This is a genomic window from Synechococcus sp. FACHB-909, assembly GCF_014698945.1.
Classification (GTDB): Bacteria; Cyanobacteriota; Cyanobacteriia; order PCC-6307; family Cyanobiaceae; genus Cyanobium.
In genome coordinates this window covers 253,063-274,371 of record NZ_JACJTY010000003.1, presented here as the reverse complement: position 1 = coordinate 274,371, position 21,309 = coordinate 253,063, and the positions used below count along the sequence as shown (strand labels likewise).

General features: G+C 71.3%; 22 protein-coding genes, 2 tRNA genes and 1 pseudogene. 11 read left to right on the top strand and 14 right to left on the bottom strand.

What is annotated here, in order from left to right:
* Positions 1-29 precede the first annotated feature (29 nt).
* Genes plsY through H6G99_RS07525 form a run of 5 tightly spaced genes read right to left on the bottom strand, consistent with a single transcriptional unit; the run spans position 30 to position 4,348 of the window.
* A complete protein-coding gene (gene plsY, locus H6G99_RS07545) occupies positions 30-665 on the bottom strand; it encodes a glycerol-3-phosphate 1-O-acyltransferase PlsY (protein WP_094587234.1) in 636 nt (211 codons plus the stop codon).
* 20 nt (positions 666-685) lie between these two features.
* On the bottom strand, positions 686-1,636 hold the full coding sequence (locus H6G99_RS07540) for a DUF3086 domain-containing protein (protein ID WP_190610792.1): 951 nt from the start codon (positions 1,634-1,636) through the stop codon (positions 686-688).
* Between the two features lie 47 nt (positions 1,637-1,683).
* Positions 1,684-2,154: a DUF3119 family protein gene (locus H6G99_RS07535; RefSeq protein WP_094587230.1), complete on the bottom strand. Its 471-nt coding sequence runs from the start codon at positions 2,152-2,154 to the stop codon at positions 1,684-1,686.
* Positions 2,151-2,900: an MlaE family ABC transporter permease gene (locus H6G99_RS07530; RefSeq protein WP_094587228.1), complete on the bottom strand. Its 750-nt coding sequence runs from the start codon at positions 2,898-2,900 to the stop codon at positions 2,151-2,153. The genes H6G99_RS07535 and H6G99_RS07530 overlap by 4 nt, the downstream gene beginning before the upstream one ends.
* Positions 2,897-4,348 (bottom strand): MFS transporter, encoded by a 1,452-nt coding sequence (locus tag H6G99_RS07525; RefSeq protein ID WP_094587226.1) that lies wholly within the window; start codon positions 4,346-4,348, stop codon positions 2,897-2,899. The genes H6G99_RS07530 and H6G99_RS07525 overlap by 4 nt, the downstream gene beginning before the upstream one ends.
* Before the next feature lie 147 nt (positions 4,349-4,495).
* On the opposite strand from H6G99_RS07525, the gene H6G99_RS07520 reads away from it, so the two are divergent.
* Positions 4,496-4,566, top strand: a tRNA-Gly gene (locus H6G99_RS07520).
* On the opposite strand, the gene H6G99_RS07515 is transcribed toward H6G99_RS07520, so the two are convergent.
* On the bottom strand, positions 4,521-6,683 hold the full coding sequence (locus H6G99_RS07515; RefSeq protein WP_190610845.1) for a glycogen debranching protein: 2,163 nt from the start codon (positions 6,681-6,683) through the stop codon (positions 4,521-4,523). The two genes, H6G99_RS07520 and H6G99_RS07515, sit on opposite strands and share 46 nt — an antisense overlap.
* A gap of 70 nt (positions 6,684-6,753) precedes the next feature.
* On the opposite strand from H6G99_RS07515, the gene H6G99_RS07510 reads away from it, so the two are divergent.
* The 6 genes from H6G99_RS07510 to H6G99_RS07485 all read left to right on the top strand — a co-directional run bounded on the left by H6G99_RS07510 (position 6,754) and on the right by H6G99_RS07485 (position 10,578).
* On the top strand, positions 6,754-7,557 hold the full coding sequence (locus H6G99_RS07510) for an MBL fold metallo-hydrolase (RefSeq protein WP_190610791.1): 804 nt from the start codon (positions 6,754-6,756) through the stop codon (positions 7,555-7,557).
* Positions 7,558-7,704: 147 nt separating this feature from the next.
* Complete coding sequence (locus tag H6G99_RS07505) at positions 7,705-7,980, top strand: HU family DNA-binding protein (protein WP_015110525.1); 276 nt, start codon at positions 7,705-7,707, stop codon at positions 7,978-7,980.
* A gap of 56 nt (positions 7,981-8,036) precedes the next feature.
* Positions 8,037-9,002 carry a tRNA glutamyl-Q(34) synthetase GluQRS gene (gluQRS, locus tag H6G99_RS07500; RefSeq protein ID WP_190610843.1) on the top strand — a complete coding sequence of 322 codons (966 nt, stop codon included), beginning with the start codon at positions 8,037-8,039 and terminating at the stop codon, positions 9,000-9,002.
* A gap of 420 nt (positions 9,003-9,422) precedes the next feature.
* Positions 9,423-9,728, top strand: a complete 306-nt coding sequence (locus H6G99_RS07495) for a lactate dehydrogenase (RefSeq protein WP_233134047.1) — start codon at positions 9,423-9,425, stop codon at positions 9,726-9,728.
* Positions 9,729-9,824: 96 nt separating this feature from the next.
* Positions 9,825-10,088 carry a hypothetical protein gene (locus tag H6G99_RS07490; RefSeq protein WP_094587222.1) on the top strand — a complete coding sequence of 88 codons (264 nt, stop codon included), beginning with the start codon at positions 9,825-9,827 and terminating at the stop codon, positions 10,086-10,088.
* A gap of 121 nt (positions 10,089-10,209) precedes the next feature.
* Positions 10,210-10,578, top strand: coding sequence for an AbrB family transcriptional regulator (locus H6G99_RS07485; RefSeq protein ID WP_094587220.1), 369 nt, complete (start codon positions 10,210-10,212; stop codon positions 10,576-10,578).
* 4 nt (positions 10,579-10,582) lie between these two features.
* Here the strand turns inward: H6G99_RS07485 and H6G99_RS07480 are convergent, their stop codons facing one another.
* Both H6G99_RS07480 and H6G99_RS07475 read right to left on the bottom strand, forming a co-directional pair.
* Positions 10,583-11,074: a hypothetical protein gene (locus H6G99_RS07480; RefSeq protein ID WP_190610789.1), complete on the bottom strand. Its 492-nt coding sequence runs from the start codon at positions 11,072-11,074 to the stop codon at positions 10,583-10,585.
* Positions 11,075-11,191: 117 nt separating this feature from the next.
* Positions 11,192-11,263 (bottom strand) — tRNA-Thr (locus H6G99_RS07475).
* 52 nt (positions 11,264-11,315) lie between these two features.
* Between H6G99_RS07475 and H6G99_RS07470 the strand changes: the two genes are divergently transcribed.
* Positions 11,316-11,573 carry a DUF3493 domain-containing protein gene (locus tag H6G99_RS07470; protein ID WP_094587216.1) on the top strand — a complete coding sequence of 86 codons (258 nt, stop codon included), beginning with the start codon at positions 11,316-11,318 and terminating at the stop codon, positions 11,571-11,573.
* Here H6G99_RS07470 and H6G99_RS07465 read toward each other — a convergent pair.
* From H6G99_RS07465 to nblD, 6 genes and pseudogenes are all read right to left on the bottom strand, one after another.
* Entirely contained in the window at positions 11,490-12,311 is an 822-nt protein-coding gene (locus tag H6G99_RS07465) for a low-complexity tail membrane protein (RefSeq protein ID WP_190610787.1), read from the bottom strand. The genes H6G99_RS07470 and H6G99_RS07465 overlap by 84 nt on opposite strands.
* Positions 12,312-12,315: 4 nt before the next feature.
* Positions 12,316-15,693, bottom strand: coding sequence for a translation initiation factor IF-2 (gene infB / locus H6G99_RS07460; RefSeq protein WP_190610785.1), 3,378 nt, complete (start codon positions 15,691-15,693; stop codon positions 12,316-12,318).
* 101 nt (positions 15,694-15,794) lie between these two features.
* A pseudogene (locus H6G99_RS07455) lies at positions 15,795-16,046 on the bottom strand (YlxR family protein); the annotation flags it as partial.
* Complete coding sequence (gene nusA / locus H6G99_RS07450) at positions 16,043-17,491, bottom strand: transcription termination factor NusA (protein WP_190610783.1); 1,449 nt, start codon at positions 17,489-17,491, stop codon at positions 16,043-16,045. The pseudogene H6G99_RS07455 and the gene nusA, both read right to left, overlap by 4 nt.
* Positions 17,492-17,542: 51 nt before the next feature.
* Positions 17,543-18,016: an LSm family protein gene (locus H6G99_RS07445; RefSeq protein ID WP_094585521.1), complete on the bottom strand. Its 474-nt coding sequence runs from the start codon at positions 18,014-18,016 to the stop codon at positions 17,543-17,545.
* Positions 18,017-18,157: 141 nt separating this feature from the next.
* Positions 18,158-18,442, bottom strand: coding sequence for an NblD family protein (nblD, locus tag H6G99_RS07440; RefSeq protein ID WP_190610782.1), 285 nt, complete (start codon positions 18,440-18,442; stop codon positions 18,158-18,160).
* An 80-nt stretch (positions 18,443-18,522) separates the two neighbouring features.
* Here nblD and H6G99_RS07435 point away from each other — a divergent pair, with 80 nt between their 5' ends.
* From H6G99_RS07435 to rpiA, 3 genes are all read left to right on the top strand, one after another.
* The gene (locus H6G99_RS07435) at positions 18,523-19,320 is read left to right on the top strand and encodes a metallophosphoesterase (RefSeq protein ID WP_094585523.1); all 798 of its coding nucleotides are present in this window, start codon (positions 18,523-18,525) and stop codon (positions 19,318-19,320) included.
* On the top strand, positions 19,320-20,468 hold the full coding sequence (locus H6G99_RS07430) for a trypsin-like peptidase domain-containing protein (RefSeq protein ID WP_094585524.1): 1,149 nt from the start codon (positions 19,320-19,322) through the stop codon (positions 20,466-20,468). Before H6G99_RS07435 ends, H6G99_RS07430 begins: the two co-directional genes overlap by 1 nt.
* Before the next feature lie 61 nt (positions 20,469-20,529).
* Positions 20,530-21,243 (top strand): ribose-5-phosphate isomerase RpiA, encoded by a 714-nt coding sequence (gene rpiA / locus H6G99_RS07425; RefSeq protein WP_094585525.1) that lies wholly within the window; start codon positions 20,530-20,532, stop codon positions 21,241-21,243.
* Positions 21,244-21,309 lie beyond the last annotated feature (66 nt).

Below are 21,309 nucleotides of genomic sequence, written 5' to 3'. Positions count from 1 at the left end.
CACCGGTTCGCCTCGCGTCCCGGTTCCCTTCAGCTGCGGCCGGCCCCGAGCCGCGGTTCGGTGCCGGCCATCAGCCGCTGCAGGTTGCTGCGGTGCCGCCAGAGCACCAGCGCCGTGGTGAGCAGGGCCAGGCTCAGGTAGGCCGGCCGCAGGCCGTCGGCGCCGAAGGAGCCCAGCATCAGCAGGGGCAGCGACAGGGCCGCCACCACGCTGGAGAGCGACACGATGCGGCTGAGGCTCAGCGTGGTGAGGAAGATGCCGAAACAGGCCAGTCCCACGGGCCAGGTCAGCCCCAGCAGCATGCCCAGGCCGGTGGCCACCGCCTTGCCCCCTTTCCAGCCCAGCCATAGCGGCCAGATGTGGCCGGCCAGGGCCGCCAGGCCCGCCGCCACCACCCCCCAGTCGCTGATGGCGCTGAAACCGAGGGGCTGCAGCACCGCCTTGGCCAGCAGCACCGCGGCGGTGCCCTTGAGCACGTCCAGCAGGAACACCACCAGGGCCGGCCCCTTGCCCAGCACCCGCAGCACGTTGGTGGCACCGGTGGAGCCGGATCCTTCCTGGCGCAGATCGATGCCGGCGAGCCAGCGGCCCGCCAGCCAGCCGAAGGGAATCGAGCCCAGCAGGTAGCCCGCCGGCAGCACGAGCAGATCGGGGAGGAAAACCATGGCAGGAGAGGTCGGGTGGGTCAGTAGAGATCGGCTTCGGCGTCGATCTCCCCGGGGCCGGCGGCGAAGGCCAGCCAGAGGGGGAACTGCAGGATCGGAATCTCGATCACCTGCTCGGCCGCGTCGATCACGATGAAGGGCAGCTCGCCCCTTTCCTCGAGGCGGTCAGCCCGCTCGATCAGGGCATCGGCCCGCTCGAACAGCACGATGCCGCTGGCGGGGCCGAAATCGTCGCGGCTGAGGCCCAGGCAGTCCTGCAGTCCCCGCCGCCATTCGCCGAGGCGCTCCGGCTGGCTGGCCAGCACCAGGGTCTGGAAGCGCTCGCCGTAGAGCTCCCCCAGGATCGCGATCGCCGCCGCCGCCGCCAGGGCATTGCGGCTGCGGCTGCCACCGCTGGGCTGGGCGCCCCGGCCGCCCTGGGTGAGGAACCAGTCCTCGAGCCGGGTGGCGGCGGAGCGCTCCAGGGTGCGGCGCAGTTTCCAGGGATCGGCGTAGAAGTCGGGCTGGCCGCCGAACTGCTCCAGCCGCTCCCGGACCAGGTCCGCATCGTCACGGAACAGACCAGCGGCGGCAGGGGCCGCGGCGGCCTCCGTCGCCTCGCCGGCCCCAGCGCCGGGCGTCGCCTGGTCGAGGGGGGAGGGCTGCACCACCAGCGGTTGCACCACCAGCTCCATCTGCTCGGCGGCGGCGGCCAGATCCTGCAGGGCCCCCACCAGGTAGTCCTGGAAGCCCTTGAGCCGCCGGGCGATCGCATCCGACTGGCCGGCGAAGCTGCCGGTGATCTCCTGGCGGATCTGCTCCCGGCGGCTCTCCAGCTCGCCGATCTCCCCCAGGAGCTCGGCGCGGCGTTGCCGCAGTTCCGTCAGGGCCAGCTCCAGGAGCCCATCGGTCCCGGCAGCGGCCGATGCGGGGGCGGTGGCCGGGGTGGGATCCGGCGGGGTGATGGCGGGCGGTTCGGGTTGGTCGCTCATGGCAGGCGGGGGGGCAAGGCGGCGGAGGGCTCGGGCGGGGTGCGCGGTCACGGGGACCCGGGTTGAGGGGGAGCGGGCTCAGGGGGGGACGGGGGCGGCAGACGCCGCTCCAGCTCCTCCCGCAGGGCCGTGGCGTCGAAGAGCATCGGCAGCAGGTGGATGCTCTTCTGCTCCCGGAAATAGAACAGCACCGGCAGGGCCGGCCACCAGACCCGCCAGCCGATCCAGGCGTCGTAGGGGAAGCGGCGGATCACGGTGTCGCCGCGGGACACCAGCAGGGCGTCGGCCGCAAAGCGCAACCGCAGCAGGGCCGTCTGCAGCAGCAGGAACAGCCCCATGATCCCCATCGCCAGGGCCGGCCAGAGCGCGGCGCTCCACAGGGGCCGCAGGCCCAGGACGGCGCCCGCCAGCGTCAGCAGCCCGAGCGGCACCCAGGCCCGGGGGCTGAGCACCACCGCGTCCGCGTCGCTGCCGCCGGGGGCGGCGCTGGCCGGAGGGGGGGAGGGGGCGAAGGTCATTGGCCGAAGAGCAACTGGGTGAGCAGCACGTCCACCAGGGCGACGCTGACGAGAATCATGACCACCGCGCCGGTGGTGCTGGCGCCCACCTCCTTGGGCCCCCCCCGGGTGGTGAGCCCCCAGCCGCAGGCGATGACGGCGATCATCAGGCCGAAGACCACGGCCTTGAGCAGCATCGAGGGCAGGTCGTCGGGTTCCATCCAGACCCGCACCGAGTTCCAGAAGACGGAGGGAGGAATGCTGTACAGCAGGGTGCTGCTCACCTGGCCCGACCAGATCGCCATCCAGAAGAACAGCAGGCACTGCACCGGCGCCATCACCACCATGGCCAGCACCCGCGGCACCACGAGGTACTCCACCGGGTCGGTGCGCAGCATCGTGATGGCGTCGATCTGCTCGGTCACCTTCATGGTGCCCAGCTGGGCGGCGTAGGCGGTGGCCACCTTGCCGGTCAGCAGGGTCGCCGTGAGCAGGGGGGCGATCTCCCGTGAGAGGCCAAGGGCGAGCAGTCCCCCCACGGCGGCGCTGGCCCCCTGCTTGGAGAGTTCGGCCGCCACCTGGATGTTGAACACCGTGCCGGCCGCCAGGGCCGTGATCAGCACGATCAGGAAGCTGCCCGGCCCGGCCTCCAGCAGCTCCTGGACCAGGTCGACCATGCCGATGCGGCCGCGGGCGATGGCGCTCACGGCCTGACCGCCGATCATCAGGCTGGCGCCCAGCCGCTGCAGCCAGCGCGGCGCCTTCATGGCGCCGAGGGCGTCAGGGTCTCCGGCTCGGGGCCCCGCTCCGGCCAGCGGCGCATCACCACCAGGCCCAGCACCACCAGCAGCGCCGGGATCAGGCCCATGCACATCCGGATCGCCAGCAGGGCGCTGTCCGGCTGCAGGATGCCCTTGGCCGCCTGGTAGCCGCTCAGGCTCATCAGGTTGCCGAAGAAGAACAGGGCCAGGCTGATGCAGATCTTCTGGGTGAACACCATCCAGGCGCTGTAAAGCCCGGCGGGCTTCTCCGGATCGGCATCGATGGCATCCGGCAGCAGGGCCCAGGGGATCAGGTAGGCGGTGGAGGCCCCCAGGCCGACGATCAGGATCGTCACCACCAGGGCGGTGAGACGCACCAGGTTGGAGGCCGAGGCGGTGGGGCCGATGGCGGCATCGAGGGGCACCAGCAGCATCGCCATCACACAGGCGGCGATCCAGAGGGCGGTGCCCCAGTGCAGGGCCGTCAGGCGACCGCGGTGGCGGGCGATGGCGGTCCAGAGCTGGAGCCCCACCAGGGTGCTGACCTGGAACGGCAGCAGGATCCAGTTGCTCCAGCCCTCCGGCAGCCGCATCACCACCGGCAGGAAGATCAGCGCCGCCGTCTGCATGATCTGCAGGGCGCACCAGAGCAGCAGGTACAACCCCAGGACCATCTGGAAACGACCGTTGCTGCCCACCCGGGCCAGGAGCCGCCGGGTGGTGCCCCGCTGGCTGGTGGGTCGCTGGCAGTGCCGCGCCGCCGGGGCGATGCCCCAGCCGCAGAGCAGGGTGGAGCAGGTGATCAGCACCCCCGAGAAGATCCCCACCTGCAGGTAGCTGTCGGGGTTCTGGTGATCCTTGAGCAGCACGCCCCCCAGCACGATCCCCACCAGGCCGGCGATGATCGATCCGGTGAAGCGGGCGCTGTTGAGCCGGGTGCGCAGGTTGACGCTGGTGGTCAGTTCCGCCGCCAGGGCGGAATAGGGAAGGTTGACGCAGGTGTAGAGGGTGTTGGCCACCATCGAGATCGCCACGAACACGGCGAACCGGACCCAGAGCCCCCCCGGCGGCAGCCACCACATCAGGGCCATGGCGAAGCCGAGCGGAACGGCGCTGCCCAGGATCCAGGGCAGCCGGGGCCCCCAGGAGCTGCGGGTCTTGTCGCTCAGCCAGCCCACGACCGGGTCGTTGATGGCATCCCAGAGCCGGGCCGTCATCAGCACCAGCCCGGCCATCCAGGCCGGCAGCCCCGCCGCCGAGGTGTAGAAGATGAAGAGGTAGAAGCCGATCAGGGAGGCCGCCATGCCGGTGCCGGCGTCCCCCATGCCGTAGGCCAGCAGCACCCTGCGGCGTTCACCGGCGGGAAGGTCCGCCGTATCCACTACGCCATCCGCCACACCCGACGGCAGGCCCGGCGCTGCCGGTGGCGGGGAGGACGGTGTGGGGGTGGTCAAACCTGGAGGGGCTCCGGTGGTGGTCGTCCGGTTGTGATCGTCCGGCGGAGGTCGGCCGCAGCAGGTCGGCCGGTGCAGGTCATAATGCTGCAGCCGGTTCCAGGGAGCCAGTTCCAGGGAACCAGTCGCCAGTACTTCTGTACTGCTGCGGGCGTAGTTTAGTGGTAAAACCTCAGCCTTCCAAGCTGATGATGCGGGTTCGATTCCCGCCGCCCGCTTGCTCCTCCGCCGGAGCCCCCACGGCAGGCCCAGCCTGAGCTTCCGTGTCCTCCAGCAGCGGGGTTGCCACCAGCAGCATCAGGCTGCGGCTCTCCAGGGGCGCCGTCGGCAGCAGCCAGGGATCGGCTTTCGCCGGCAGGTCGTGGTCGCCCGGGATGGCCGTGTCGATCACCCGCCGCCAGCCCGCGGCCTGGGCCGGCAGCTGGAACTGCATCGGCTGGTAGTAGGCGTTCATTCCGCACCAGAGCAGGGGGCCGAGGCTGGCGTCATGGAGGCTCCAGGCCAGGCAGTGGGACCAGCTGGCCCAGTCGGGTTTGCCCAGCTCGAGGCCGTGCCACTCCCGCCAGAGGGGCAGGCTGCCGGCGCCCCGGGCCGGGCCGGCAGGGGCCGGGGCCAGGGGCAGTTCCTGGTTGAGCAGGGGAGCGAGCCGCTGACGCAGCTGGATCAGGCGCCGCAGGAAGCGGCGCAGGGCCATGTCCCCGGCGTCCGGCTGCCAGTGCATCCACCCCAGGGGGTTGTTCTGGCACCAGGTGTTGTTGTTGCCCCCCTGGCTGCGTCGCACCTCATCGCCCATCAGCAGCATCGGCACCCCGGGGGCCAGCAGCAGGGAAGCCAGCAGGTTGCGCAGCTGCCGGTCCCGCAGGCCATTCACGCCGGCGTCGCTGCAGGGACCCTCCACGCCGTGGTTCCAGCTGTTGTTGTGGTTGTCCCCGTCGCGGTCGTTCTCGCCGTTGGCCAGGTTGTGCTTGCGGTCGAAGCTGACCAGGTCCGCCAGGGTGAAGCCGTCGTGGGCGGTGAGGAAGTTGATCGTGCGGCCCACCGGAGAGGGCTGGCCGTTGAACAGATCCGGATTGCCTGACAGGCGCTGGCTCAGGGTCCAGGTGCTGCGGTCGTCCCCCTTCCAGAAGCGGCGTACATCGTCGCGGAAGCGGCCGTTCCAGCTGGCCACCCGCCGGGCCGGGAAGTCGGCGAGCCGGTAGAGGCCGCCGCAGTCCCAGGGTTCGCTCACCACCTTCAGATCGCTGAGATCGGGATCCGCCTCCATCTCCTCGAACAGGGGGGGCGCATCGAGGGGGGCCAGGGCCTCGCCCCGGGTCAGGGCGATGCCCAGATCGAAGCGGAAGCCGTCGATGCCCAGCTCCGTGCTCCAGCAGCGCAGGGACTCCAGGATCAGGCGCCGCACCAGGGGGCGGTTGGCGGCGATCGTGTTGCCGCAGCCGCTGACATCGAGGTAGTCGCCCCTGGCCGTCTGGTGGTAGTAGAGGGCGTCGCCGAACCCCCGCCAGCTCAGGGTGGGGCCCTCCTGGTTGCCTTCGCTGGTGTGGTTGTAGACCACATCCAGAATCACCTCCAGGCCGGCCTGGTGGCAGGCGGTCACCAGCTGGCGCACCTCGTTCCGGCCCTGCAGCGGGTCGCCGTCGACCAGGTAGGCCGGATGGGGGGCCATCCAGCTGACGGGGCTGTAGCCCCAGTGGTTGAACCGCCCGGCGGGGGCATCCTGGGGATCGAAGGCCATCACCGGCAGCAGTTCGATCGCCGTCACCCCCATCGACTGGAGGTAGGGCAGGGTGTCGATCAGCCCCAGCAGGGTTCCCTGCCGTTCCGCCGGCACCGGACAGCCGGCGCCCCGGGTGAAACCGCCCACGTGCAGCTCGTAGATGACGCTCTTCTGCCAGGAATGGCGCGGCCGGGGGGCGGCGTCGAAGTCGAACCGGTCCCGCTCGGTGACCACCCCCTTGAGGCAGGCGGAGGCATTGGGGACGGCGCCGACGGCGGCGCCCCGCTGGTAGACGTCCCAGCCGGTGATCGCCCTGGCGCAGGGATCGAGCAGCACCTTGGAGGGGTTGAAGCCATGGCTCCCGGGCTGGATCGGGCCGAACACCCGGTAGCCGTAGCAGCAGCCGATGCCGAGCCCTTCCACCTCCACATGCCAGTGCTCACCGGAGCGGTGGGCGGGGTCGAGCTCGATCACCTCCAGGGGCTCCCGGGCGGCCCCGTCCGCGAAGATCAGCAGCTCGATGCGGGTGGCCAGGGGGGCCACCACGGAGAAATTGACGCCCCGGCGGGTGACGGAGGCCCCCAGTGGCCAGGGATGTCCGATCCGGGTCGCCGACAAATCACTGGCCTGGGTTCCGCCCAGGCTACGCCGGGCCTCCGGAAGCTGCCGCCGGGGGTTCAATGGGGCGATGAACCCTTCCCCCGCCGCTCTGCTGCCGTCCGAGGAGGGCCGTCCGCCCCTGCCGGTCCGGCCGGGGCTGTGGCTGTTCGCCCCCAGCCGCGAGAGCCAGGGGGGCAGCGCCTGGCTGCTGGAGGCCGCCGGCGCCGACCTGCTGATCGACTGCCCCGCCTACACCCGGGCCAACCTGCGCTTCCTGGCCGGGCGCCCCCGCCATCGGACGGCCGGGAACGGGCCGCCACCGGCCTGGATCGTGCTCACCGGCCGCGGCGGCCACGGCCGCTGCCGCCGCCTGCAGCAGGCTCTTGGATGGCCGGTTCTCGTCCAGGAACAGGAGGCCTACCTCCTGCCCGGTGTGGATCCGCTGCACACCTTCGCCGCGGAACACCGGCTGGAGCCCGACGTGCGGCTGCTCTGGACGCCGGGGCCCTCCCCGGGCGCCTGCGTCGTGCATGTCGCCCCGGCGGCGGGGGACGGCCTGGGCGGGCTGTTCTGCGGCCGGCTGCTGGTTCCGGTGGCGCCGGCCCGCGTCGCGCCCCTGCGGCAGCGGGGCACGTTCCACTGGGGGCGCCAGCTTCGCAGCGTCGAGCGTCTGCGCCGCTGGCTGCCGCCCGGCTCCCCCGGCTGGATCGCCAGCGGCGCCGGACTGGGGGCCCTGAGGGGGCCGAAGCTGGTGGAGCAAGGTGCCGCCCTGCTGGGGGACCTGGATCTGGAGTCCCTGACGCTGCAGCCCCCGGGGGGCGGGCTGGAGGTCGCCCCCATTACCACGGAACACCCCACTGCGGGCCTCCCGCCCCCCAAACCGCTGTCATGAGTGGACTTCTCCTGTTGCGGCCCTGCCGCAACGCCCATACGATTGGCGCGCTGAACGCACCGGGCGGTCGGGGACTTCCGATTCGCCTCCACCACTCGACGACCCGAACCCCGCCATCGCCACCTACCCGGAGGCTTCCCCCGAACAATGAACAAAGCTGATCTCGTCAACATCGTCGCTGCCCGCACGGAGCTCACCAAGACCGACGTCTCCCTCGTCGTCGATGCCGCCATCGAAACCATCGTCGATTCGGTGGTCGAGGGCAAGAAGGTGTCCATCCTCGGTTTCGGCTCCTTCGAGCCCCGTGAGCGGTCCGCCCGTCAGGGTCTGAATCCCAAGACCGGCGAGAAGATCAAGATCCCCGCCAAGCGCGTGCCCGCCTTCACCGCCGGCAAGCTCTTCAAGGACAAGGTCCAGGGCTGATCCCCAGCGGCCGCACTCCTGGCATGACGACGGCCTCAGGGGTTTCCACACCTCCCCTGCGGCTGCCCCTCCATCTCCAGGAACGCCTCGCCGCGGGACTGGAGCTCAGGCGGCAGGGCTACCGCACCCGTTTCGCCCCCTCCCCCACCGGTCCCCTGCACCGGGGCAACCTCCGCACCGCCCTGATCGGCTGGCTCGAAGCCCGGCTGAGGGGCGGTGTTTGGCTGTTGCGCATCGATGATCTCGACGGGCCCCGCAACCGGCCGGGCGCCGAGGCCTCGATCCTCGACGACCTCCGCTGGCTCGGTCTGGAGTGGGATGGTCCCGTGGCCCGGCAGAGCGACCACCGCGGCATCTACGCCACCGTTCTCTCGGCCCTGCGCCAGGCAGGACGGCTCTATCCCTGCCGCTGCAGCAGGCGGCTGCTGGCCGATGTTTCCGCGCCCCACGGGGCGCTGGCGGTGTATCCGGGCTACTGCCGGAATCGCCCGCCCCTGTGGGGCCCCCAGGCCGGGCGGCTGCCCAGCTGGCGTCTGCACCTGGAGCCCGGCGCCCTGCGCTGGCAGGAACGCTGCGGGTCCGCTGGCGGCCAGGACGGCCCCGCCGACGTGGGAGACGTGGTGCTGCGCCGGGCCGACGGGGTGGTGGCTTACCACCTGGCCACAGCCGTGGATGAGCTGCTGATGGGCATCAGCGAGGTGGTGCGAGGGGAGGATCTCTGGCCCTCCACCGGGGCCCAGGTGGCCGTGATGGCCGCCCTCGGCGCCGACCCGCCGTCCTATGCCCATGTGCCCCTGTGGCGGGATGGCCAGGGGGAGCGGCTGAGCAAGCGGGAGGGGGCCGAGGGGCTGGCCGGTCTGCGGCGCCGGGGCCTGGATGCCCCCGGGGTGATCGGGGCCCTGGCCGCCAGCCTCCACCTGGTGCAGACGGGCAGCCGGCTCAGTGCCCGCGAGCTGGCGGACGGCCTGAGCCTCGAGGTCCTGCAGGGTTGCCTGCGCCGGGGGCAGGGCGCCAAGGCTTAAGGAAGATTTCGGGATCCAGGGGGTCTGGGCGAGGCACAGTGAGGAGATGAAAACAAACCCCTGCGAACCGGCCACGGCTGCCCAGGTTCCTGCCCCCGTGTCGAGGGGCCAGTCCCTCGGTCAGAGCCGATGTCCCCAGTGCGGCGGCAGCGGCCTGCTGCGCATCGATGATCAGCGTTACCGCACCTGCCTCGACTGCCTCGGCCAGGGCCGCTCCCCGGCCATGGGGGGCGAAGGGGTCCTCTTCCGGATGGTCACTTCGAGGTCCGTTTCTTCCGCCAGATGAAGAAAGCGGCGGTGGCCACCACCACGGCCAGGGGCGCCGCCGTCAGCAGCAGCAGGATCACGGCCGTCCAGTCGGTGTACATCGGTGCGGGTGTTGAAGCGGTGCCATCATCCCAGCAGATGCCCCCTCCGGTGATGGCCGACGCTCCCCAGCCCAGCGACGTTTCCCGGCCCGGCTTCGGGGTCCGGGCGGGCTCCCTGGCCGGCTTCCTGCTGCTCGTCCTGGTGGGGGGAGCGGGCAGGGCCCTGGCGAACGTGCAGTTCGAGAATTGCGTCACCGGCGCCGATGGGTCGATCACCTGCGACACGGTGCCCACCGGCAACACCCTGATGAATGACGTGGACGCACGCTACGGCTTGCTGCAGAACGCCAGTCCCGGCTGGAGTGAATTCGAGCCCTACCAGGGCTATGACGATGACTTCGGTGGCAATGAGACATGAGCGGCCGGAACGGTCAGGTTGCAACGACATGTGGCGCCCCCTCGCGGCCAGCGGGTCCTCTGGAGTAGTTCAGAAGGGTCACTCACGGGGGTTGTGATGCATTTCTGGGCGCCCGAGATCGATCCGGCCCATCCCCTGGAATGCACCCAGGCCGAGCGCTATGTGCTGCAGCGTCTCTCTGACGGTTCCTACGTCTCCATCCGTCCCGACGACCAGGGCCTCGGGGACGTGAGCGAACCGACCTCGGCCTATCTGTTCCATACCCACGAGGCGGCCGTGCGCGCCGCCGGTGAACTCAATCGCCTCGGCGGTGACGACTTCGACGTGGTGAAGGTGGAGTGGCCCATCGCCCTCTGCTGAAGCCGCCACGGGTTGGCGTTGGTTCGTGGCATCAATCGGCAGGGCGCCATGGGCAGATCCTCCAATGGCGACAAGCGACGAAACCTTTATAGTGTGAGTCGAAAGGTCTTTCCTACTTCCGATGCTTACCGGATCTGATCTCCTGGCCAAGGTCAAGGAACTGGGCGATGTCTCGAAATCCGATCTGGTGCGTGGTTGCGGCTACGTCAGCACCAAGAAGGACGGGGCGGAACGTCTGAATTTCACGGCCTTTTACGAGGCTCTGCTGGAAGCCAAGGGCGTCAGCCTGGGCGAAGGCGGTGGCAAGGGTGCCTCCAAAGGTGGCCGCAAACTCAGCTACGTGGCCACCGTCCAGGGCAACGGCAATCTTCTGGTGGGCAAGGCCTACACCGCCATGCTCGATCTGCAGCCCGGCGATGAATTCGAGATCAAGCTCGGCCGTAAGCAGATTCGCCTGATTCCCGCCGGCTCCACCGAAGACGACGACTGAAGCTTCAGCCCGTCCCGGCGGGTGATGACCGTTTTCTCTGGCGATCGCAGGCCACCAGGAACGCCGTCACCCGTTCGCCCCAGTTCACCACCACCAGCAGGTTTCGGGGTGATCGCGCAAACCCCTGCTGTGACAGCACGGCGAACTGGTTGAGGTCGTCGTGGCTGACCAGGGGCCGCTGACCCTCCAGGCCCTTCCAGGCGCCCAGGAAAGTCTCCCCCTCGAGGGCGCGGCAGCGGGCATAGGCCTCGCCCACGTCGACCCCCCGGCGTCGCAGCCGCACGAAGGCATCCAGATCCGGCCCGAGATGCTCGATCCAGCGTCCCAGGTCCCCGACGGCCACCACCTGGCTGCGGTCCTGGCCTGCGGCCTGCAGCAGCAGGGCCGTCGTCGCCAGCGACCATGCCGGCTCCGCCAGCAGGCGTTCGGCGGCCAAGCAGAGGGCCCCGTGGTGGCTCTCAAGCAGCCGTTCATGCCGGGCCTTCAGATCATCCATGGCCGTTCAGGGCAGCGCTGGAGTGGCCAACGATGGTGGGGAGATCCCGTCGCCGCAAGCGGGCGCGTCGGAAGGCTCAGGACCGCCGGCTGGCAACGGGAGCGAGGGGAGCGAAGAAGCCGGTGATCGGATTTGAACCGACGACCTACTGATTACGAATCAGTTGCTCTACCCCTGAGCTACACCGGCATCGGCCAAGAAATTAGCATTCGTCGGATCACCACCTGCTGGGCACCACTCCATGGGATCCGACCCGAACAGATCCCTGGATCCGGCGCTGCGCCAGCGTCTGCTCAACGAAGCGAGGACGCCCTGGCGGGGGCTCAGGCGGGCCCTGTGGTTCGCCCTGGTGGCCTCCGCCGGGCTGGGTCTGGCCACCATGGCCCTGCGGGCCTCCGCCGGCTCTGAGGTGGCCTCAGCCGATCTCCTGATCCAGGTCGGCGCCTTCGGCCTCTTCGGGGGGCTGCTCTGGTTCGACCGCAACCGCTCCGACAGCTGAGGGCTCGACGGCTGAGGGCTCGGCGTCTGGGACCTCGGGCGCCTGGGTTTCCGGTGGCGGCTCAGGCGTCTGCGCTTCCGGTGGCGACTGGGCTGGGGGTGGCTCCTGGGCTTCTTCTGGCGGCGTCGCTTCGGGCGGCATCACCGCCTCGGCCAGCTTCAGGGGCTCGGGCAGCAGCAGGGGCAGGCCCAGGCAGAGGCGCTGCTGCTCCAGTTCCTCCAGGCTGAGGGGGCGGGTGGCGGCCACGACCTCGGGGCTGCGGCTCAGCAGCCACAGGGACTGGATCAGCTGCTGCCACTGCCACAGCATCACCACCAGCAGCAGGGCCGCCAGCAGCAGGGCCACCAGGCGCGGGCAGGAGGCGAAGGGGGTGAGGGGCGCGGCCACGGCGGCATGGCCATCGATCCACCACAGCAGGGGCAGGGCGAGGGCGGCGCCTCCGGCGGTGGCCAGGGCCAGCCCCGGGGCCGCCTGGAGCCGGCTCAGCCGCCGCTGCAGCTCCCGGCGGCCCCGCAGCGGGGTCTGCAGCAGCAGCAGCGACCAGACGTCGGCGGGACGGCGGGCCAGCAGCAGGGAGGGGGCCAGGGCGCCGATCGCCCAGCAGAGCAGCCGCTCCAGGCCCGGCAGGGGGCCCGGGTCGCTCCCGGCCAGGATCAGCAGCAGCAGCAACGCCTCGAGCGGCAGCACCCCGAGGGCGATCAGCTGGAGCCAGAGCAGCGGCTCGCCGCGGGGCGTCACGGGATCAGGTGCTGAGGGTCCGGCGCTGGGTGACCAGCTTGAAGGCCTCGACCCGATCCTTCTCCTGCCAGCCGGTGAACCGATCGCAGCCGATGCCGCATTCGAAGCCGGTGGCCACCTCCTTGACGTCGTCCTTGTTGCGCCGCAGCGAGTCGAGGTCGCCTTCGTAGACGAGCTCCTTGCCGCGGTGGACGCGGATGCGGCAGTTGCGCTGCAGCTTGCCGTTGGTGACGTAGCAGCCGGCCACGGCGCTCTTGCCGATCGTGAACACGGCCCGCACCTCCGCCTCGCCCAGGCTCTCCTCCACCATCTCGGGCTCCAGCAGGCCCTCCATGGCCATCTGGATGTCCTCCAGGAGCTTGTAGATGACGTCGTAATCGCGCACATCCACCCCGGTGGCATCGGCGGCGCGCTTGGCACCGGAGGCCATCGAGGTGTTGAAGCCCACGATCACGGCGCCCGAGGCGGCCGCCAGGTCGACGTCCGTTTCGGTGATCTCGCCCGGTGCCGACAGCAGCACCCGCACCTGAACCTCCTCCTGGGGCAACTGCTCAAGGGATCCGAGGATCGCCTCGACGCTGCCCTGCACATCGGCCTTGAGGATCAGGTTGAGCTCCTTGAGCTCGCCTTCGCTGGCCTGGCCCGACATCGACGCCAGGGACACCCTTCGGGAGGCCATCTGCTGGGCCAGGCGGGTGGCCCGGGCCTCGGTGGCCCGGTCGCCGACGACCGCCCGGGCGCTCTTCTCATCGGCGTAGACCTCGAACTCGTCGCCGGCGGTGGGCACCTCGCTGAAGCCCAGGGCCTCCACGGCGCTCGACGGGCCGGCCTGCTTCACCCGCTTGCCGGTGTCGTCGACCATCGCCCGCACCTTGCCGAGGATCGGACCGGCCGCCAGCACGTCGCCGGCCTTGAGGGTGCCGTTCTGGATCAGCAGGGTGGCCACCGGACCCTTGGCCTTGTCGAGGTGGGCCTCGATCACCGTGCCGCGGGCCATCCGGTCGGGGTTGGCCTGCAGGTCCTCCACTTCGGTGACCAGCAGGATCATCTCCAGCAGCTTGTCGATGTTCTCCCCCTTGATGGCGCTCACGGGGACCATGACGGTGTTGCCGCCCCAGTCCTCGGCCACCAGATCGAGACCGGAGAGCTCCTGTTTGACCCGGTCGGGCTGGGCCCCTTCCTTGTCGATCTTGTTGATCGCCACCACGATCGGCACCTCGGCGGCGCGGGCGTGGCTGATCGCCTCCAGGGTCTGGGGACGGACGCCGTCATCGGCGGCCACCACCAGCACCGCCACGTCGGTGACCTTGGTGCCGCGGGCCCGCATGGCGGTGAACGCTTCGTGGCCCGGGGTGTCGAGGAAGGTGATCTTGCGGTGCTCGTCGCCGTGGGGCACATCGACCTGGTAGGCGCCGATGTGCTGGGTGATGCCGCCGGCTTCCCCGGCCGCCACGCGGGTCTTGCGGATGGCGTCGAGCAGGCTCGTCTTGCCGTGGTCGACGTGGCCCATCACGGTCACCACGGGCGGGCGCCGGATCAGGTGCGCCCTGTCGCTCTCCTCGATCATCTCCACGGTCTTCTTGGCCGCGGCCTCGACGTCGTCCTCGAGGACGGGCACGCCGAACTCCTCGGCCACCGTCTCGATCGTGTGCAGGTCGAGGGTCTGGGTGACGGTGGCGCTGATCCCCTTGAAGAACAGGGATTTGATGATCTCGGAGCTCTCCACGCCGAGGCGGTCGGCCAGCTCCTGCACCGTGAGGTTGCCCTCCGGCACGATCAGCATCTCGGGCCGCTGGGCCTTGGCTTCGCGGGAGGCCCGCAGCTCCATCGCCCGGCGCCGCTGGCGCTGGCGGGTGGTCTCCTTCTTGCGCTTGCGCACGGCCACCGTGGGCTTGGCAGCGGTGCCAGGAGCGGAGCGGGGCTTGGCCGGGCGGGCCAGGCTGGCCTGGAGCACCAGGGCTTCCTGCTCGCCGGCGTAGCCGCCGGTTTCGGCGGTGAGGGCATCATCGTTTTCGCCGATGATGTGCACCTTGGTGCGCTGTTTCTGCGGGGTGCGGCTGCGCAGGGCCTCGAGCTTGGCGCTGTCGTCCCAGTCGGGCCGCCGGGCACCGGGGGCACGGGCGCCGGCCGGCGTGGGCGGCCGGAAGCCGGGGCGGCGGGGGGCCGCCGGCGGGGTGGCGGTCGGGCGGGTGACGCCCTCCGTCTCACCACCGGCCTCGGTGCCGCCTTCGCTGCGGTCGGGCCGGCGCGGCGGCGGAGCGGTGGGGCGACCGGTGGGCTTCTGGAGCTGCATCAGCTCGCCGGGGGCCATCGGCTTGCGCATCCCCGCGGGGATGCCCGGGCGGCCGGGGGCCGCCGGACGACCCGGGGCCGAGGTGCCGGGACCCGCCGAGTCGCGGCGGATCGGCTTGCCGACCAGTTCGAGCGGGGTGGGGCCGGGCCGTCCTGGGGCCGAGCCGGCCCTGGCGCCGGCGCTGCCGGGACGGATCGGTGCCGGGGCACCGGGCCGTTGGGGACGGGCCGAGGGTGGGGCGGGCCGGCTGCTGGTGGGGCCGCCCTGGCCGGGCTGTGGCCGCCCGACGAGCTGGGGCCGGGTGGCGGGCGGCCGGGTCGGGGTGCCGGCCTGGACGGGCCGGCCCGGAGCCGGGGCCGGGGGACGCTGGGGCGAGGCGACCCGGACCGGGGGCTGGGAGGTGCGGTTGACCGGGGCCGGACTGGTGGGCTTCGGTGCCGCCAGGGGCTTGGCCGGTGGGGCCACGGAGGCCGGGCGGGCGGGTGCCGCCGGGACCGGTCGGGCCGGTGGGCCGCCGGGGGAGGGCGGCGTCGCCGCCGGGCCGGAGGCCGGGGGTGCGGCGGCGGGTTTGCCCATGATCGTGGGCGGCCGGCCGGCCGGTTTGCCGGCCTCGACAGGCCGTGGGCGCGCCGGGGCGGGTGCCGGGGCCCCAGCGGGCCTGGGCCGCGCCGCCGGGGGCTCGGGGCGGGACGGGGCCGGGGCCGGTGGCGAAGTAGCGGCCACCGGGCGGGGCGCGGGGGGCCGGCTGGCGGGGGGAGCCGGGGGTGCGGCGGCTGAAGCGGCGTTGGCCGGAGCTGGGGACGCAGCGCTGGCCCTGGGGGCGCTCACCGGAGCCGGAGCGGCCTTCTTCACCGCCAGGATCGCCTTGGCCGGGGGGGTGGGCGCCGGCGGTTCGGGCCGTGCCGGTGACGGGGTGGTGACGGTCACAGCGATCAGGGAACGGATCCGGGAGGCCTCGTCATCACTGATGGAGCTGCTGTGGCTCTTGGCCGCAATGGAGAGCTTCTCGGCGGCATCGAGCACGTCCTTGTTGTCCAGGCCCAGGTCCTTCGACAGCTCGTAGATTCTCACTTTGCCGCTGCTGGTCATTCAGAAAGGTCTCCGTACGGTGGGGCCGAAAGGACCCCGGGGCCGCACGCACGTGGCGACCATGGTTCATCTTGCCTCAGAGGTCGCGGGGCCGATCGCTCGAGACGTGCCTCGAGGCTGGCGAGGATGGCCTCGCTGACGGCGCAGCGCAGGCCGCGCTGGAGACGGCGACGGCGGCGGGCTTCCTCCAGGCAGCTCGGTTGCGGGCAGAGATAGGCCGATCGGCCCATCCCCCCATCCAGGCTCACCGTCCCGTCGGCCTGGCGCACCACACGCCAGAGCTGGGTGCGGTCGCACAGGCGGCGGCAGGAGACGCAGCGCCGCAGCACCGGCCGCCCGGTCGGCGCCGTCACCGGACGTCCTCGCCAGGGGTCTCCTCGGTGGCCTCGTCGACGGCCTCGTCGATGGGGGGCTCCGGCTGGTCGTCCGCCTCGGCTTCGGATGGGGCGACGTCCTCGCCGCCCTCTACGCCTTCCTCGCCATCACCCTCGCCGTAGGACTCATCGTCTTCCGGCAGGGGGTAGAGCTCCCGCAGGCGGGCGTCCTCCTCGGCGCGGGTGGCCTGTTCGGCCTCCAGACGGGCCTCGGCCTCGGCCTGCAGGGCCTCCTCCTCTTGGCGCTGGGCGATCAGGGTCGCCACCCTCTCGTCCTCGCTGACCTGGTCGTACTCCTGGGCATCCTTGATGTCGATCTTCCAGCCGGTGAGGCGGGCCGCCAGGCGCACGTTCTGGCCCTCCCGGCCGATGGCCAGGCTCAGCTGATCGTGGGGCACGAGCACATGGGCGTGGTGCCCTTCGGGATCCACCAGGCGCACCATCTCCACCCGCGCCGGGCTGAGGGAGTTGGCCAGGTACTGGGCCGGGTCCGGGGACCAGCGGATCACGTCGATCTTCTCGCCCCGCAGTTCGTTCACCACTTGCTGGATGCGGGAGCCGCGGGCACCGATGCAGGCCCCCACCGGATCCACTTCCCGTTCGACGCTGTCGACGGCCACCTTGGTGCGGGGGCCGACGGCGCGGGAGGGGGGGTTGGCCTCACGGGCCACGGCGACGATCCGCACCGAACCCTCCTGGATCTCGGGCACTTCGTTCTCGAACAGATAGACCACCAGGCCCGCATTGGCCCGGGAGACGAACAGCTGGGGACCGCGGCGGGGCACCTCGCTGACCTCCTTGAGGAACACCTTGAAGGTGGCGTTGGCGCGGTAGTTGTCGTTGGGCAGCTGGTCGCGGCGGGGCAGTTCCGCCTCCACCTCCGGCCGGCCCAGGCCGCTGCTGACGGCCATGATCACGCTCTGACGCTCGAACCGGATCACCCGGGCGGTGAGCACCGGATCCTCCAGGTCGGCGAATTCCTCCTGGATCATGCGGCGCTGCTGGTCCCGCAGCTTCTGGGCCAGCACCTGCTTGGTGGTGGATGCGGCCATGCGGCCGAAGTCGTCCTTCTCCGGGGTCACATCCAGCACCACCGTGTCGCCGATCTGGGCGTCCTCCGCCACCTGGCGCACTTCCTCGATGGCGATCTGGTGGTCGTCGCTCTCCACCTCCTCGACGATGATCTTGCTGGCCAGCACCCGGTAGCCCTCCTCCTCCAGATCGAGGGCCACATCGAAGTTGCTGAAGTAGTCCTCTTCGAAGGGGTCTTCGCTGATGCCCAGATAAAGGGTGCGGCGGTAACGCTCGTAGCCCTTCAGCAGCGCCTCCCGCAGGGCCGCCTCCACCACCTGGGGAGCCAGCTTCTTCTCGTCGCTGATGTCCTCGATCAGGTTGTTGAGACCGGGGAGCAGAACCAGGGCCATGAACTCGGGGGCGTGGGGGCAGGAAAGGGAACGGGGGGTGAACCGAGCGGTTCAGGAATCGGGAGGCGCCTGGGTGAGCCGCACCCGCAGCACGTCGTCGCGGGGGATGCGCAGGATGCGGCCGCGCTCGTTGAGCTGCACCACTTCGGCATCGCGGCCGAGCAGGAGGCCCATTCGCCGCACTTCTGCACCGTCAGCGTCCCGGCGGATCACCTCCACCGGAAAGCCCCGGAAGCTGACGAAATCCCGGTCGGAGTGGAGATCCTCCCCGATGCCGGGGCTGCTCACCTCCAGGACGTAGGCCATCGTCAGCAGCCCGGAGGCCTCGATGGCCTCGGCGAGGGGACCGCTCACGGCGGCACACTCATCGAGATTGACATCGCTCCCGTCGGCCCGCTGCACCCGCACGACGACCGTCAGGGGGATGCGGTGGGCCAGCACCTCGACCGACTGCACCTGGAGATGCGCCGCCTCGACCACCGGCCGAGCCAGCGTCTCCAGGTCGTCAGTGAGGGGATGGGGCAAGGACGGGCGGCGTAGGGAGAGGTCTCCCGCTGGCGGGATGGTCCGCCGCGCGCTGCAGTGTTCACTGCCCCCAACCGCCAGGCTGCCTCCCGTCAGGGGGAAGGCCGTGCGGAACAAGGGTGAGGCCCGGCGGGCACCAATTCACCCTAGAGGATTGGCCTCCGGTGGCCTCGGAATCTCCAGGATGGGAGCCTCGGCGTAGTAGTCGTTGGCGGTGACTTCGCCCCGCAGGCTGAGGTCCTGGTTGAGGCACTGGCCGCACTGGTCGGGCGTGCGCAGGTACTGACACACCCGGGCCCAGAGCTTGGCGCGGCTGCCCGGGGCCCCCTGGCTGAAGTGGACCAGGTCGTTGCCTCCGGCCATCCCCTGGATCTCCACCTTGCAGAGGGTGCAGCGCTGCCGCGTGCCGGGGGGGATCGGGGCCATGGCCTCGGGGAGGAGTGGGGGCAAAGTTAAGCCGATTCAGGTCGCGTGGTCCCGCCCCGGGCCGGCCGGAGCCGTCTCCGATGCGAATTCTTCAACTCAGCGATCCCCATCTGCTCGCCGATCCCGCCGGTCGCTGCCACGGCCGGCCGGCGCTGGCCCTGCTCCGCCACGGGCTCCGCGAGGCCCTCGGCCAGCTCCGCAGCGCCGGCGAGGCCCCTGATCTGCTGCTGATCAGCGGCGATCTCTGCGATGACGAGAGCTGGGGCGGGTACGCCCGCCTCGGGGAGCTGCTGCAGGAATTCCCGCTGCCGGTGGCCCTGCTGGCGGGCAACCACGACCACCCCGCCCTGCTGCGGGCCGACCTGGGGCGCCGCGCCGTGGTGGCTCCGGCCCTGATCCGCTGCGGCAGCGGGCAGCTGCTGCTGCTCGACAGCCACCGCAGTGGCGACACAGCCGGCGAGCTGGGCCGGCTCCAGCTGGACTGGGCGCGGCGCCGCCTGGCCGCCGGATCGGCCGATGGGGAGCGGCCCCTGGTGGTGGCGGTGCACCATCCCCCGGTGCCGATCGGCGATGCCGAGATGGATGCGATCCGCCTGCGGGACGGTGAGGCCCTGCTGGATCTGCTGCGGCCGGTGGCCGCCCTGCGGGGGCTGGTCTTCGGCCACGTCCACCAGCACTGGCAGGCGGGGTTGCCCGGGCGCCCGGCGGTGCCCCTGCTGGGCTGTCCTTCCACCCTGCGCAGCTTCGGGCCCGTGCAGCCCTGTCCCCTGGGGCGGCCGGCCGATCCCGGCGGGCGCTGGCTGGCGCTGGGGGACGACGGCGTCCTGGGGCAGCGGTTGCTGCGCTGGGCGCCATGCGACGGCCCTAGCCTCCCCTGATGCAACGTCCCTTCCCCCTGTCTTCCCTGCTCCGGCGGCTGCGGGGCCTGATGGCGGTGGCCCTGCTGCTGGTGTTCGCCGCCCTGCCCCTGCCGGCGGCGGCCCTCGAGGAGGCCCCCCCGCTCCTGACCCCCCACAGCTTCGTGGCCGACGCGGCCCGGCGGGTGGGGCCGGCGGTGGTGCGGATCGACACCGAGCGCAACGTGGCCCGGCCCCCGTTCGATCCGGCCCTGCTGGATCCCCTGCTGCGGGATCTGTTCGGCGATCCCTCCGGCAGCACGCGCGAACGCGGCCAGGGCTCGGGGGTGGTGATCGACAGCCGCCGCGCCCTGGTGCTCACCAACGCCCACGTGGTCGACAGCGTGGACCGGGTCACCGTCACCCTGGCCGATGGCCGCCAGCTGGACGGGACCGTGGTGGGCACCGACCCGGTGACCGACCTGGCGGTGGTGCGCCTCACCGGCCAGGGCAGCCTGAGCGCCGCCCCCCTGGGGGATTCCGAGGCCCTGGAGGTGGGCGACTGGGCCATCGCCCTGGGCAGCCCCTACGGCCTCGAGCGCACCGTCACCCTGGGGATCGTCAGCAGCCTGCATCGGGACATCAACAGCCTGGGCTTCGCCGACAAGCGCCTCGACCTGATCCAGACGGATGCAGCCATCAATCCGGGCAACTCCGGTGGCCCCCTGATCAACGCCGCCGGCGAGGTGATCGGCATCAACACCTTGGTGCGCTCCGGCCCGGGGGCCGGCCTGGGCTTCGCCATCCCCATCAACCTGGCCAAGAAGGTGGCCGACCAGCTCGGCGAGGGTGGCAGCGTTGTTCACCCCTACCTCGGCCTCCAGCTGGTGCCGCTCACGGCCCGGATGGCCCGCGACAACAACAAAGATCCGGATGCCCTGCTGCAGCTCCCCGAGCGGGACGGCGCCCTGGTGCAGCGGGTGCTGCCGGAAAGCCCGGCGGAGGCGGCCGGGCTGCACCGCGGCGACCTGGTGGTGGCCATCGCCGACCAGCCGGTCAATACCCCCTCGGCCCTGCTCCAGCAGGTGGAGCGGTCCCAGGTGGGACAGCCCCTGCCGCTGAAAGTGGTGCGCGGCCAGCGGGAGCTGCAGCTCTCGATCCGGCCGGCGGCCCTGCCCCAGGCGGGCTAGGAGCCAGGGGGGGCTGGACTGTCCCCCTTGCTACGGTCTGCGCCATTTCCGGCAGACCCCGATGTCCGATCTTCAGGACCGAATGAAGGAGGCCGTGGCCACGGCGGCGGTGGATCAGATCCGTGACGGCATGGTGGTGGGGCTGGGCTCGGGCTCCACGGCGGCCCTGATGATCCGGGCCCTCGGCCGCAAGCTGCAGCAGGGCGAACTCAGCGGCATCGTCGGGGTCACCACCTCTTTCCAGGGGGAGGTGCTGGCCGCCGAGCTGGGCATCCCCCTGCAGACGCTGAACGCCGTGCAGCGCATCGATCTGGCCATCGACGGCGCCGATGAGGTGGATCCCTCCTTCCAGCTGATCAAGGGGGGTGGGGCCTGCCACGTGCAGGAGAAGCTGGTGGCCCGCCGGGCCGACCGCTTCGTGGTGGTGGTGGATGCCACCAAACTGGTGGAGCGCCTCAACCTGGGCTTCCTGCTGCCGGTGGAGGTGCTGCCCGGGGCCTGGCGCCAGGTGCGGGATGAACTCACTGCCATGGGCAGCCGCGTCGAGCTGCGCATGGCCGTGCGCAAGGCCGGTCCGGTGGTCACCGACCAGGGCAATCTGGTGCTGGATGTGGCCTTCGACGGGGGCATCGACGATCCCGCCGCCCTGGAGGCAACGATCAACAACATCCCCGGGGTGCTCGAGAACGGGCTGTTCGTGAACCTCGCCGATCAGGTGCTGGTGGGTGAGGTCGTGGACGGCGAGGCCGGGGTGCGCGACTTGGCGAGGCGCTGAGCGGCTCTTCTGCTGGGCTGCCTGGCGGTTGGCCCCCAGAATGGGGCGATCCTCTGTGGGCTGGGC

Bases quoted from the DNA above. Each gene is read 5' to 3' on its own strand.
- H6G99_RS07535 (WP_094587230.1), bottom strand. From the start codon at position 2,154: ATGACCTTCGCCCCCTCCCCCCCTCCGGCCAGCGCCGCCCCCGGCGGC.
- H6G99_RS07510 (WP_190610791.1), top strand. From the start codon at position 6,754: ATGAACCCTTCCCCCGCCGCTCTGCTGCCGTCCGAGGAGGGCCGTCCG.
- infB (WP_190610785.1), bottom strand. From the start codon at position 15,693: ATGACCAGCAGCGGCAAAGTGAGAATCTACGAGCTGTCGAAGGACCTG.
- H6G99_RS07495 (WP_233134047.1), top strand. From the start codon at position 9,423: ATGGCCGACGCTCCCCAGCCCAGCGACGTTTCCCGGCCCGGCTTCGGG.
- H6G99_RS07485 (WP_094587220.1), top strand. From the start codon at position 10,210: ATGCTTACCGGATCTGATCTCCTGGCCAAGGTCAAGGAACTGGGCGAT.
- plsY (WP_094587234.1), bottom strand. From the start codon at position 665: ATGGTTTTCCTCCCCGATCTGCTCGTGCTGCCGGCGGGCTACCTGCTG.
- H6G99_RS07430 (WP_094585524.1), top strand. From the start codon at position 19,320: ATGCAACGTCCCTTCCCCCTGTCTTCCCTGCTCCGGCGGCTGCGGGGC.
- nblD (WP_190610782.1), bottom strand. From the start codon at position 18,442: ATGGCCCCGATCCCCCCCGGCACGCGGCAGCGCTGCACCCTCTGCAAG.
- H6G99_RS07490 (WP_094587222.1), top strand. From the start codon at position 9,825: ATGCATTTCTGGGCGCCCGAGATCGATCCGGCCCATCCCCTGGAATGC.
- rpiA (WP_094585525.1), top strand. From the start codon at position 20,530: ATGTCCGATCTTCAGGACCGAATGAAGGAGGCCGTGGCCACGGCGGCG.
- H6G99_RS07540 (WP_190610792.1), bottom strand. From the start codon at position 1,636: ATGAGCGACCAACCCGAACCGCCCGCCATCACCCCGCCGGATCCCACC.
- H6G99_RS07435 (WP_094585523.1), top strand. From the start codon at position 18,523: ATGCGAATTCTTCAACTCAGCGATCCCCATCTGCTCGCCGATCCCGCC.
- H6G99_RS07505 (WP_015110525.1), top strand. From the start codon at position 7,705: ATGAACAAAGCTGATCTCGTCAACATCGTCGCTGCCCGCACGGAGCTC.
- H6G99_RS07470 (WP_094587216.1), top strand. From the start codon at position 11,316: ATGGGATCCGACCCGAACAGATCCCTGGATCCGGCGCTGCGCCAGCGT.
- nusA (WP_190610783.1), bottom strand. From the start codon at position 17,491: ATGGCCCTGGTTCTGCTCCCCGGTCTCAACAACCTGATCGAGGACATC.
- H6G99_RS07480 (WP_190610789.1), bottom strand. From the start codon at position 11,074: ATGGATGATCTGAAGGCCCGGCATGAACGGCTGCTTGAGAGCCACCAC.
- H6G99_RS07530 (WP_094587228.1), bottom strand. From the start codon at position 2,900: ATGAAGGCGCCGCGCTGGCTGCAGCGGCTGGGCGCCAGCCTGATGATC.